This is a genomic window from Oleiphilus sp. HI0086, from assembly GCF_001635225.1.
Window position 1 is genome coordinate 1 of sequence record NZ_LWFZ01001314.1, and the last position, 12,839, is coordinate 12,839.

The window sequence follows — 12,839 nt, forward strand, 5'->3', positions numbered from 1 at the left end:
TATTCAAATGCGTAAGCAATGATAACGAATTTCATTTACAGAAAGCTATAAAGGCCATAACTAAAATAGCAATCAGTTCTCAATTTTAGTTAATTGTACAAAATCTAAACTACCCACTTTGATGTATATCAACCCCACCCCTTAAGCACTTGATAAAAGGAATAAATATATACCCCACTTGACATACATCAAGGCAAAGTAGGTAGAGGCGCTACAGAATCGGCTTGCTTCCAACTTTTGGCAAATAATAAGGAACGTGAATCATATGAATCAAACGCCTATTCAACCTAAGAACTACGATTATGGAGTAGTTCGGCAATTCACCATTATGACGGTAGTCTGGGGAATTGTCGGAATGCTTGTCGGCGTGCTTATCGCCGCGCAACTTGCATGGCCCGCACTAAATTTTGACTTACCGTATTTAACTTTTAGCCGCTTGCGGCCTTTACATACGAATGCAGTAATCTTTGCGTTTGGTGGTTGTGCACTCTTTGCAACCTCTTATTACATAGTCCAAAGGACATGTCATACGACACTGTTCGCGCCTGGTCTGGCGAAGTTTACCTTTTGGGGTTGGCAGTTAATCATTGTATTAGCAGCAATCACTCTGCCTCTTGGTTTTACGCAAGGCAAAGAGTATGCAGAGCTAATCTGGCCAATAGACCTACTCATTGCAATCGTTTGGGTTAGCTATGGTGTTGTATTCTTCGGCACGTTGGTAAAGCGAAACGTTTCGCATATCTACGTTGCTAACTGGTTCTATGCAGCGTTCATTATCGCTGTAGCGGTACTTCATATCGTTAACAACTTATCTATTCCTACTAGCCTGACTCATTCCTACCCTGTCTTTTCGGGTGCAACCGATGCAATGACTCAGTGGTGGTATGGACACAATGCTGTTGGCTTTTTCCTAACTGCGGCGTTTTTAGGCATGATGTACTACTTCGTTCCAAAGCGTGCGAATCGCCCTGTATACTCCTATAGATTATCAGTTGTACACTTCTGGGCTTTGATCTCTATTTACATGTGGGCTGGTCCGCACCATTTGCAATACACTGCTCTACCAGACTGGGCCCAGTCACTTGGTATGGTGTTCTCCTTGGTTCTATTAGCTCCGTCATGGGGTGGTATGATCAACGGTATCATGACGCTATCTGGCGCATGGGATAAGTTACGCTCTGACCCGATCCTTAAGTTCCTGATTGTATCCCTATCGTTCTATGGCATGTCGACCTTTGAAGGGCCAATGATGTCGATAAAAACCGTCAACGCACTATCTCACTATACTGACTGGACAGTTGGGCACGTTCATTCAGGTGCGCTTGGTTGGGTTGCTTTTATTACTATCGGTTCCGTTTACATGCTTGTTCCTGAGCTATTTAACAAAAAGCGCATGTATAGCGAATCGCTGATAAACAGTCATTTCTGGATCGCAACAATTGGTGTAGTACTTTATATAGCATCAATGTGGATCGCTGGTGTAATGCAAGGCCTAATGTGGAGAGACATGGGTGACGACGGTACGCTGACATATACTTTCATTGAAAGTATCAAAGCTAGCTACCCCTACTATGTCGTACGTGTACTTGGTGGATTAATGTTCTTGGTTGGTATGTTGATGATGGCATATAACGTAATTAAAACCATCGGTTCTTCCGAGTTAGACAACGAAGCATCCAACAAGGAGGCAGCATAATGAATCATCAAACTATTGAAAAGAACAGCGCACTACTTGGTGTATTAATTGCCCTAGTAATTAGTGTTGCCGGTTTGGTTGAAATCGTTCCGCTGATGTTTCAAACACAAACGACAGAACCAGCACCAGGCGTTAAACCTTACACAGCGGTTCAGCTAGCGGGCCGCGACATCTACATTCGTGAAGGTTGTTACAACTGTCACTCACAGATGGTTAGACCTTTCGCTGATGAAGTGTTGCGATATGGCCCTCCGTCAGTTGCAGGTGAATCAGTTTACGACCGCCCGTTCCAGTGGGGTTCGAAACGAACAGGTCCTGATTTGGCACGCGTTGGTGGCCGTTACTCTGATGAATGGCATCGTATACATTTAATCAATCCTCGTGATTTGGTGCCTGAATCAAATATGCCAAGCCTCCCTTGGTTAGCCGAGGCACCAGCAGAAACTGATAGCATTATAAGCAAAATGGAAGCCTTACGTTTACTAGGCCATCCCTATTCAGACGAAGAAATCGCTAACGGGCCCGCCCAGCTAGCAAATATGACTGAAATCGATGCTTTGATTGCATACTTGCAAGTGCTTGGCACTGCAAACAACGGGAGATAAGCATGGGCGAATTACAGCACACACTAAGCGGTTTAATGACCGGCATGCTTTTGCTTACGTTCATCGGAATTTGCTTCTGGAGCTGGAGTGGCAAGCGTAAAGAAGCGTTCGAGGAAATGGCAAATCTTCCCTTGGATAACACTGCAACGAATACTTGCAATAACAAAGAAAAAAGTGAGGCCTAATTATGAGTACAGGATGGAGTATTTTCATCAGTGTATTGGTCATCGGCAACCTAGTTGGTGTCATGTGGCTACTGTTCGCGACTTCTTCAAAGAAGTCGGATGAGAGCGGTGAGGTCGAGTCTACCGGACATGAATGGGACGGTATATCCGAACTGAATCACCCACTACCAAAGTGGTGGTTTAACATGTTTATTCTGACAACTATTTTTGCAGCAATTTACATGTACCTTTACCCTGCACTAGGTAATAACGAAGGTTCATTAGGTTGGACTCAACTTAATCAGTTAGACGCCCAAATGGAAAAGAATAGAGCGGACCGCGCTGCCTTCTTTTCTCAATTTGAGGGCAAAACAGCTGAAGAACTTCAAGCAAATACTGAAGCAATGAAAACTGCTTCACGCTTGTTTGACAATAACTGTTCGCAATGCCATGGTTCCGATGCTAAAGGCTCAAAAGGCTTTCCGAATCTTGCAGATGATGACTGGCTATACGGAAATAGTTCAGATTTGATTTCGCAGTCAATTCTAAATGGCCGTCAAGGCGTGATGCCTGCTTTCGGCGCAATTTTAGATGACACGCAAAGATCTGACCTTACTCAGTACGTGCTTAGCTTAAGCAATCAGTCCACTGACGCGACCAAAGCAGAACAAGGCAAGGCAAGCTTTGATATGCAATGCGCTGCTTGCCATGGCATTGACGGTAAAGGCAACCAGCTGCTTGGTGCGCCCAACCTTACTGACAATATTTGGTTATATGGCGGACTGTTAAGAGATATTGACGCCACGATAGCCAATGGACGTAACGGCAACATGCCGTCGCACAGACATTTGTTTAGTGAGCAAGAAGCTAAAGTTCTATCAGCTTATATTTTGTCTCTATAACTTTGTCATCAAGGTGTAATTCAGCGCCCAATCATTTATATAGGCGCTGAATTACACCAATATTTATAATGATCCGAGGTCAATGATGATTCGAATTATCATATCGCAACTACGCACGATTGTTCCCGAGGAAGAATTACAGTCGAAAGTTTTCTGGCGCTCATTTGGTGTTATGGCTTGGGTGTCTTTTTTATGCGCAGCACTGGCAACAATGCTTTTCTTCGCAGCATTTGATCCGATAGAGTTATCAAGTATCGCGACTTTCCCTGTAGAGTTTAGCCCAAATGCTCTATATACATTAGGCTTTTTCCTCTTTTGGGTGTTTGGTTTTAGCTGCACAGCTTTGAGCTGTGTCTTATTGGCCCTACCTCTTGCCAAACGACAAAAATCCTTGTCAGAACATTACGATGAGGAAGCTGACTAGTCGGCTCAAGACAAAAACAACTTGCAGCTGCTCCTAGGCCTGCAGGCATCTAGTTCTATCTGTTTACATTGGTGTTAATTAATGGATATTGAAAACAAAATTGCACATCGCTTCAAGTCTTCCGACAGCAACTTGTATGCAAGTCATGAAAAGGTACACACCCGTGAAGTAAAAGGTGTTTTCCAATCGCTTCGCAAAGCAATGATGTTTACACTGCTCGGGCTTTACTATTTTGCAGCCTGGTTTACATGGGATGGACATCAAGCAATTTTGTTCGATTTACCGGAGCGCCAGTTTCATATTTTTTGGCTAACGTTTTGGCCTCAAGACTTTTTCTTTCTAGCTTGGCTATTAATCATGGCTGCGCTCAGCCTATTCTTTTTTACAGCCTTGGCTGGCCGCTTATGGTGCGGTTATGCCTGCCCCCAGACCGTCTGGACTGAAGCCTTCGTTTGGATGGAACGCATTATTGAGGGTGACCGAGGCGCACAGCTTAAGCTGGAAAAGATGCCCTGGAATGCTGAAAAAATTCGCAAACGGGGGACCAAGCAGCTTGTATGGCTCCTGTTCTCATTATGGACCGGTTTTACCTTGGTCGGATATTTTACACCTATACGCGAGTTATCAGCGTCTTTGTGGACAACGCTGTCTGGCACCTACACTCTTGGGCCCTGGGAAACTTTCTGGATCCTATTTTATGGTTTTGCGACTTATGGAAACTCTGGCTACCTCAGAGAACAGGTATGCTTATATATGTGCCCTTATGCACGCTTCCAAAGCGCCATGTTCGATAAGGACACTCTGATTGTCTCCTACGACGATGACCGTGGCGAGCCAAGAGTTAAGGGTAAAAAAAGAAAGGAAATGGCCGACCAGGCAGGTGACTGTGTTGACTGCTCTTTATGTGTGCAGGTCTGCCCTACTGGCATCGATATTCGCGAAGGCTTACAGTATGAGTGCATTGGCTGCGCAGCTTGTGTGGATGTATGTGACCAGGTAATGGAAAAAGTCTCGAAACCTCAAGGTTTGATTCGCTACACCACTGAACATTCCTTACATCACGAAAAAACTAAGATTCTTAGGCCGCGAATTGTCGCTTATGCTATTTTGTTAGTTGCTTTATTTGTTGCCTTTGTTATTGCCATTGCAATGCGTTCACCGCTAGCAGTTGATGTACTCAGAGATCGTGGTGCACTATACCGCGTTATCGACGCGTCTAATATTGAAAACGTCTATAACTTTAAGGTGATGAATAAAAGTAAGAATGCGCAAACATATCAAATTGATGTGTCCGGAATTGACGGCGCAAAGGTTTCTTACAATGAAGTGCAAAAAATAGCACCAGGCGAAGTTGGCAATGTTACCGTAACCGTTGCAAGCCCCGTAGCGTCTTTAGATAAACCTATTGAAACTCTTGAGTTTACAATCTCTACCAAGATTGAGGATGATATATATAAGGTTCAAGAAAGTTCTCGATTCTTCAGCCCAAGATAGCACCGTAATCACAATACCTACCCAGAGATGGAATATAACAATATGAACGATACAAATAATAAACCTCAAACTGCCTGGTATAAGCAGTTTTGGCCTTGGTTTTTAATAGCATTACCAGCATCAGTTGTTGTCGCGAGCATGTTCACAATCTCGATTGCTATAGATAGCGCGCCAATAATTACTGACCGTGAGATCGGGCGATTTGCCCGTGAAGAAGTGAAAGAACCTTAAGCTTATACTTGCAGTTTTCCGACGATGCTTTCAAGCTGATTAGCAAGATCAGCTATCCTCTTTGAGTCTTCGCTAACACTCATTGCATTAAGTAGAACGTGGTCGGCTCCTTTTTTGACTTCCTCTAGGCCATTGCTCACAGCGAGACTTGTTTGGCTCTGCTCTTCAGCGGCAGACGCCACGACAAGATTACTGCGATTGATACGATCACTTAGGGAGCGAATATCAGAGAATAAAGCAACCGTACGCTCCGAGCTCTCAACGCTGTTGTTTGCTGTCGAGGTACCTTGATCCATTACCCGAATAATATCGCTGGTTACACTTCGAATTGCATTTACAAGCTGCTGTATCTTCTCGCTCGACTCATGTGCATGTTGAGCGAGCGAACGAACCTCATCTGCAACCACCGCAAAGCCACGACCAGACTCTCCTGCTCTTGCAGCTTCAATTGCAGCATTGAGCGCCAAAAGATTAGTCTGTTCAGAGATTACCTGTATCTCGCTTGTTGTAGAATCTATTCTCTTCGTATCATCTTGCAAGGTTGATATCAAAGTCGAAACTTGGTCGATCTCCTGACTTAGCGTATGTGTAACATCCTTGGCTTGTTGGACTTCTAGCTCGCCCGAAGCAGTGAGATCAGCCGCAGACGAACTAACTTCATGCATCTCTGAAGCGCTGCTGGCCACTTCCTGTGCGGCAATTGTTAATTGCGCAATTGACTCTAGAATTGCCGCAGTTTCCTGCTGTTGCTCAGACATATCCCGCTCGGTTCGATTTGCATTCTCCTGAAGGCTTGCAGCAGATTGATGCAGCGATCCAGCAGTATCCATAAGCACTTTAACGGTACTTTGATAATTATCTTGCATGGCATTAAAAGCCTCAGCCATGTCGCCCACTTCATCAAGACAATCTATTTCTACTCTTGCAGTTAAGTCACCATTCTTCCTAACATGTCTCATAACTGATTTTAGATTATCAATATGACGTTCAAAGAAGGTAATCAAAATCTGTGAGCAGACTAAAAGAACTAACATCAAGACAAATACGACGGAGGCAAAATTGAGCGCTTGAGCTTTAAACATTTGTATCAAAGAAGGTTTAACGGCTACACGCGCAATGATTGCGCCATTGTCAAGACTCGCTTTTGTAAGAGTCACGGCAGGGAACTCATCGAGCCATCCACCACCAAAGGTAACAAGCAATTCTTTTGCATCGAGCGCCTTGTCGATAGACTCACTTGAAATTGAATTGTGAACATTTTTACCAGTAAAATAATCTTGCTGACCTGACTCACGGTAAATCAGGTTATTACTAGCTGCTGTCAATGCCCGGTACTCTAGTGGGTCCAACTCTTTTGAAATAGATAGTAAGCTATCGACAATATCAGCATTGTCCTCACGACTTTCATCCAAGATGAAAGAATGATTTATTGCAATGGAGGCAGCAACCATTAAACAAACAATGGTAAATGAAACCCCGTTTAACAACCAAAACTTATACTTTAAACGGAGATTCAAAAGAAACTTATACATATCTGGTAAGGCTCAATTAATTATTATCGTCAATAAAATAGCAGTATAGACCTAAACTTCGGATTCTAAAGGATGTTTAGTGATTTATTCACCTCCCTAAAATTAGCCCTCAGATAAAAACAGGCCTGACTAAGAGAAAATATCTAAAACGGATTTGGAACCTTTCTGCAAACCTCTTGTCCTAAGTTCTACAGTTGCTTAAAAGAATCCCGATAGAGTAGGAATTTATGAAAAAAACACTTTGGATCGTCAGTTTGCTTAGTATTATTACCTATCTGAGCGCAATCACCCAAGCAGCACAAGAGCCTGGGGCATCCACCATGAGTAAAGGCGCCATTGTCTCAGCGAGCGACACGGCGATTTTTGCCGGCGGCTGCTTCTGGTGTACCGAAGCAGACTTTGAAAAGCATAAAGGAGTACTTTCCGCCACGTCGGGCTATATCGGAGGTAGTGAACAGTCACCCGCATACAAGCAAGTAGCCTCAGGCAAAACCGGCCATGTCGAAGCGGTTCTAGTAAAATTTGACCCTAAAGTCACAAATTATCAGTCCCTACTTGATGTTTACTGGAAACATATTAACCCAACAGACTCTGACGGACAGTTTGTTGATAGAGGAAAGCAATATAGACCCGTAATCTTCTATTTGGACCGTGAGCAAATGAACTTAGCTGCTTCTTCTAAAGCATCCCTTCAGAGCAGCGGCATATTTGATAAACCCATTACGACAGAAATTATAGAAGCTGGTAAGTTCTGGCCTGCCGAAGACTACCATCAGGACTACTTCAAAAGAAACCCAATAAGATATAAATATTACCGCTACAATTCAGGTAGAGATCAGTATCTGGAAACAGTTTGGACAAAGGAAAATCTTGAGAGGAAAGCTATGAGCGAAAACAAACAGACTAATCAATACAGCAAACCAAGCGATACCAAGATACGTGAGAAGCTCAGCGACCTTCAATACAAAGTTACCCAAAAAGAAGGGACGGAAAGATCATTCGATAACGAGTACTGGGATGAGAAACGTGAAGGTATCTATGTCGATATCGTCAGTGGAGAACCCCTATTCTCATCGAGAGATAAGTTTGATTCTGGCACAGGATGGCCGAGCTTTACTAAACCGTTAATAGAAGAATATATAGTTGAAAAGAAAGATTTTCGTTTATTTATGTCTCGCACCGAGGTTCGTAGTAAATTTGCAGACTCACATCTTGGGCATGTCTTTGATGATGGCCCAGCGCCAACTGGTTTAAGATACTGTATTAATTCCGCCGCGTTGGAATTCATTCCCAAGCAGCAACTTAGTAGCCGGGGTTACGAGCAGTTTCTAGATCAGTTTTAAACGAACGATATATTTTCTTTCAGGGTGCTGTCTGTGTAATATAAGTAAAATTACTTTACTTAAACATTTGCGCCCTGAAACTTTAATGAGTTTAATTTCACGCCTCGTCAGCATTAACTACCCCGTTACCCTCTGCTTACTGTCTATTATTTGGGCAAGCATATGGTTCTATCACAGTCCCAAAAATATGCTACCCAAGATTGAAAACAAGGCCGATAGCAGTCTGTCCGTCCCGCTTCCTGACTTTTCAGTTATTCAGAATATAAGTGAGAAGAAGCAGTCTTTTTTTGAATATTTATTGCCAATGGTTAAGGACGAAAACCTTCACATACTTCGCCTCAGAACTGCAATACAAGCTATGAGCACTTCCATAAAAAAAAATGGTGCCGCCAGCCTGAACCAATACGACAGAAATTGGCTTAAAGCGCTTGCAATGAAATACAAGGTTGTGCCAACTACCAACCCAAGTCAGACACTTGGCAGACTGCTAGAGCGTGTTGATACCGTCCCTGCTTCTATGGTACTGGCACAAGCGGCCATTGAGTCTGGCTGGGGGACCAGTCGTTTCGCTAAGCAAGGAAACAACCTATTTGGCCACTGGTGCTTTAAAAAAGGATGCGGTCTTGTACCTAAATTCAGGAATGAGAACCAACAACATGAGGTAGCTCAATTCGAGACTATAAATGAATCCATCAGGGCCTATCTGATGAACCTAAATAGCTTCTCGGCATATGATGAATTCAGGAAACTACGCGCTAAGTTCAGCAGCACAAGCAAGCAAGACATGAGCAGCCTAGATCTACTGCCCGGACTTTCCCCTTACTCCGAACAAGCTGAGCGTTATATTGAGAAAGTTCGCATCATGATCGAAAGCAATAACCTCACTCAATATGACCTAGCCGGCTAATAAGGGTTAGCATTATTCAGAAATATCACGAATGATGTTATCCAGATCTCATCGTTTAAATTCAATAAGATATAGAATACAGAAATATTCAAGGACTCAGCATTCTCTGAACGCTTGGAAATTAAGTAATTAATCACACATGGAACTACCCAGGTAATTTATCACTATGGAATTCAACTCTCGTAAACTCTTATCATTGGCTGCAATAACACTGTCTTTGGTGCTTTGCTCGTCCGCAACTCAAGCAAGGGTACAAGAGCCGGTTCCAGTCTATGAAGACCATCTTTCTATCGGCCCCGGCATTACATTTGGGTCGGCACCCTATATAGGACATGATGGCACCTACTCCTTTTTACCGACTTTCAGTTTTCAGTGGGGAAATTTGTTCGGCTATAACAATCATGATGAGCCACTAGTTGGCTTCGAGTTATTCAGGCATAAGCGTATTATGTTTGGCCTTGCGGTAACATCGGGACGAACATTTTTGGATCTTGAGAATATTAGCGCTGATATGGAAGAGTTGTACTGGGGCATTGATGAAAATAGGGATAGGTCTATTGAGGCTGGCTTTATCTTCCGTTTCTTTTCCCGTGTTGGACTTGTTGAGATTAAGGCTTTTCACGATGTCATCAGCACCTATTCTGGCCCACGATCTTCAATTAGCTGGTCTCGTCCTTTCCCAGACACTGGGAATTGGACAATCACACCTCGCATGTTTATTAAGCATTATGGTACGAAATACAACTCATACTATTATCAAGTAACCGAAGCTGAAAATAGGTTAGCGGAAGAGGATGTTATTGAAAAATATGGTGCTGGCGAAGATGACGCCAATATCGATTATTATCAAACTATTACCAGACCTCAATATGAGCCTGGAAATAGTGGACATGTCGGGTTCGACCTTACCGTCGAATACAGCATATCTGACAAACTAACCGCGACGGGCTACCTTGCCATAGAGAAATTTTCAGGCGAAATAGAAACCAGCCCCTTAATAGAAGATAAAGAACTGATTCTAGGTAATATCGGCCTGCGATACAATTTTTAACCTGCTCCTTCTTTTGGCAGCGCACCTCAATCACATTGCGCTGCCAACCCTCACCCAAGTTAAACCTGTTGCACCTAAATTTCATTTAAGACAAAAGCCATTTTACTCTTTGTAAAACCGTTTATAATACAGACATAATTAGTGGTATCGTTTGTATCACCCACTCCCAAGCCCTTATAACCCCGCTTTACTAGGTAGGTGTAAATGTCTGATATTAATGAAACTGCGATTAGCAGCTTAAACGAAGCGTCCTCCGCTATTTCAAATCTCGCAAACTCTCTTGATAACAGTTTTTCATCTGCCATATCATTGATAATGAAATCTGAAGGACGCCTAATAGTTTCAGGTATGGGGAAATCCGGCCATATTGGCAAAAAAGTCGCAGCTACACTCGCTTCTACCGGCACACCTAGTTTTTTTATTCACCCCGCCGAAGCATTTCATGGTGACTTAGGGATGATCCGCCCTAGCGATATCATCTTGCTTATCTCGAATAGCGGCGAAACCGAAGAAGTGATCAAACTCATCCCTAGCCTTCGGCGCTTCGGAAACAAAATTATTTCTATTGCTAACGCCCCTGATAGCACGCTAGCAAAAAATTCAGACGTCTACTTGAATATTTTTGTCGAAAAGGAGTCATGCCCAAATAATTTGGCTCCTACCACATCGACAACGGTGACACTAGCTTTGGGCGACGCACTTGCTGTTTCACTAATGAAAGAAAGAAACTTTCAACCTGAGCACTTTGCAGCCTTTCACCCTGGAGGAAGCTTGGGTAGACAGCTACTGACCAAGGTGCGTGACGAAATGCTTGCTCAAGACCTACCTTTTGTAAGCCCTGAAACACCTGTTGATGAAGTTATCATTACAATGACTCAATCGCTTCAGGGTATTGCAGTTGTTATCGATGAAAACAAAGCGCTTCTTGGCGTAATCACTGATGGAGACTTGCGCCGTTCTTTGGTAAAAGGTGGTGACATTCACACCCAAAAAGCAAAAGATATAATGACCACAGACCCAATAACCATTGACGAGGGAGAAATGCTCTTTACGGCCGAAACGATCATGAAGGAAAACAGCATTACAAAATTACTGGTTATTGACGGCAAAGAAGCTGTTAGCGGCATACTCTCAATATAAGCCCTCTAAAACACTGAGTTTATTTTACCAAAAACAAAGGTTGTCCTGCTGTTTTGGTTGTGGCAACCACCTTATTTCCCTCAAGCGCAATCGTGCTTCCATATTCAACAACTTCAGGACTGCTTAATTCTAGAAGTTTAGACCAGGTCTTATCTTCATGATCCCGAGCATAGATGTAAGTGATACCCTTATCTTCAGCTCCTCCTTCATCGAACAGTGAGTGCGAGACAATCAGGTCGTTATCATATAGCGCCACTGCATTGCCAAAGCTCGAAAACGGTTCATTTACGGGAGCTTTTATATAGAGGTCCTGAGAAAAGTTTCCACTGGCAGCATCTCTTTTAAATACGTAAACGGCTCCAGAATCGCTTGAATCGTTATTCGACATATCGCGATTGAACCCTGTACTTGCGCCGTCCTCATGGGATGCAGAAACAACCAGATAGTTTTCATTCGAAGCAATTGAGCTACCAAATAGATCACCAGAATCTGCATTCGATGCCTTTATAATTGAACTCAATTCGTGAAATCCCACCTGATTACTATTTATAGCGCTAAAAGCAAACACAGCGCCGGAATTTGACCTACTTAGTACAGGCTCATATGACTCTGGCGAGGGCGAATTATTTATCACACGGTCATTACTTTGTTCATAAGGAGCTGATACAAATACTTGGCCGTCAGGTGTTAAAGAAATAGCACTACCAAAGCGATCTCCCGCAACGGGTTCTAAAGCTTTTAACGTCTCGATATATTGCAAGAAATTGCCCTGACTGAGATTTAGCGAATACATATAAACTGCACCTGAGTTAATGGCTTGCGTGTCGGAAAAGATGCCATTCAGGCTATCTTCTTTTGGTGCAGCAATAGCTAGGCTATGACCAATATACTGCCCAGATGAACTTAACCGAGCGCTTAACGCAATTTGCTCACCAAACCCTTTGTCGAAACCGGAGGCACCTCGAACATTTTCCTTTGCTTTGATATAAGAGTGAAGTGCCCAACTTCCATCTCGCTGCAGCACATAAAGGTAGACTGCGCCAGATTCAGGAGAAAGATTGCTAGCGCTGGCATTTTCAAGTTCTTGAGAGAGCGCACTTGAATAGTCCCCTTCTGCAGTATAGTTAGTGTACACATCTTGCGCAGAGCTATCTTCACCAGGGGCAGAAACTACCAATAGTTCGCCGTCCACAAACACAGATTGACCAAATTTATCGCCTGGCTCAGCATTTGGAGCCTTCAACATCCAGACTAACTCCCAAGAATCGTTTGCATTTCTTTCATAGATATAAACAGCGCCAGAGTCCTCTGAGAATTCATTGACAATCGAGCCGTCAAGGTCATTCTGTA

The 12,839-nt window shown here is 43.3% G+C and carries 13 protein-coding genes; 11 read left to right on the forward strand and 2 right to left on the reverse strand.

What is annotated here, in order from left to right; all coding sequences use genetic code 11:
* Positions 1-265: 265 nt before the first annotated feature.
* From ccoN to A3756_RS28190, 7 genes are all read left to right on the forward strand, one after another.
* Complete coding sequence (gene ccoN / locus A3756_RS22700; RefSeq protein ID WP_068506532.1) at positions 266-1,696, forward strand: cytochrome-c oxidase, cbb3-type subunit I; 1,431 nt, start codon at positions 266-268, stop codon at positions 1,694-1,696.
* The gene (ccoO, locus tag A3756_RS22705; protein WP_068554743.1) at positions 1,696-2,301 is read left to right on the forward strand and encodes a cytochrome-c oxidase, cbb3-type subunit II; all 606 of its coding nucleotides are present in this window, start codon (positions 1,696-1,698) and stop codon (positions 2,299-2,301) included. Before ccoN ends, ccoO begins: the two co-directional genes overlap by 1 nt.
* A gap of 2 nt (positions 2,302-2,303) precedes the next feature.
* Positions 2,304-2,486, forward strand: a complete 183-nt coding sequence (locus A3756_RS22710; protein ID WP_068506528.1) for a CcoQ/FixQ family Cbb3-type cytochrome c oxidase assembly chaperone — start codon at positions 2,304-2,306, stop codon at positions 2,484-2,486.
* 2 nt (positions 2,487-2,488) lie between these two features.
* Positions 2,489-3,367 (forward strand): cytochrome-c oxidase, cbb3-type subunit III, encoded by an 879-nt coding sequence (gene ccoP / locus A3756_RS22715; RefSeq protein WP_068554745.1) that lies wholly within the window; start codon positions 2,489-2,491, stop codon positions 3,365-3,367.
* Between the two features lie 82 nt (positions 3,368-3,449).
* Positions 3,450-3,791, forward strand: coding sequence for a hypothetical protein (locus tag A3756_RS22720; RefSeq protein ID WP_156490703.1), 342 nt, complete (start codon positions 3,450-3,452; stop codon positions 3,789-3,791).
* An 81-nt stretch (positions 3,792-3,872) separates the two neighbouring features.
* Entirely contained in the window at positions 3,873-5,285 is a 1,413-nt protein-coding gene (ccoG, locus tag A3756_RS22725) for a cytochrome c oxidase accessory protein CcoG (protein ID WP_068506518.1), read from the forward strand.
* Between the two features lie 42 nt (positions 5,286-5,327).
* The gene (locus A3756_RS28190; protein ID WP_068554747.1) at positions 5,328-5,516 is read left to right on the forward strand and encodes a FixH family protein; all 189 of its coding nucleotides are present in this window, start codon (positions 5,328-5,330) and stop codon (positions 5,514-5,516) included.
* Positions 5,517-5,518: 2 nt separating this feature from the next.
* On the opposite strand, the gene A3756_RS22735 is transcribed toward A3756_RS28190, so the two are convergent.
* Entirely contained in the window at positions 5,519-7,048 is a 1,530-nt protein-coding gene (locus A3756_RS22735; RefSeq protein WP_068760189.1) for a methyl-accepting chemotaxis protein, read from the reverse strand.
* Positions 7,049-7,368: 320 nt separating this feature from the next.
* Between A3756_RS22735 and msrB the strand changes: the two genes are divergently transcribed.
* From msrB to A3756_RS22755, 4 genes are all read left to right on the forward strand, one after another.
* A complete protein-coding gene (gene msrB / locus A3756_RS22740; protein WP_368664616.1) occupies positions 7,369-8,391 on the forward strand; it encodes a peptide-methionine (R)-S-oxide reductase MsrB in 1,023 nt (340 codons plus the stop codon).
* An 85-nt stretch (positions 8,392-8,476) separates the two neighbouring features.
* The gene (locus A3756_RS22745; RefSeq protein ID WP_082870316.1) at positions 8,477-9,298 is read left to right on the forward strand and encodes a glucosaminidase domain-containing protein; all 822 of its coding nucleotides are present in this window, start codon (positions 8,477-8,479) and stop codon (positions 9,296-9,298) included.
* A 166-nt stretch (positions 9,299-9,464) separates the two neighbouring features.
* Positions 9,465-10,349: a MipA/OmpV family protein gene (locus A3756_RS22750; RefSeq protein ID WP_068506506.1), complete on the forward strand. Its 885-nt coding sequence runs from the start codon at positions 9,465-9,467 to the stop codon at positions 10,347-10,349.
* Between the two features lie 204 nt (positions 10,350-10,553).
* On the forward strand, positions 10,554-11,489 hold the full coding sequence (locus A3756_RS22755) for an SIS domain-containing protein (protein ID WP_068506503.1): 936 nt from the start codon (positions 10,554-10,556) through the stop codon (positions 11,487-11,489).
* Between the two features lie 19 nt (positions 11,490-11,508).
* On the opposite strand, the gene A3756_RS22760 is transcribed toward A3756_RS22755, so the two are convergent.
* Positions 11,509-12,839: FG-GAP repeat protein (locus A3756_RS22760; protein WP_082865446.1), on the reverse strand; the 1,331-nt coding region annotated here is incomplete at its 5' end.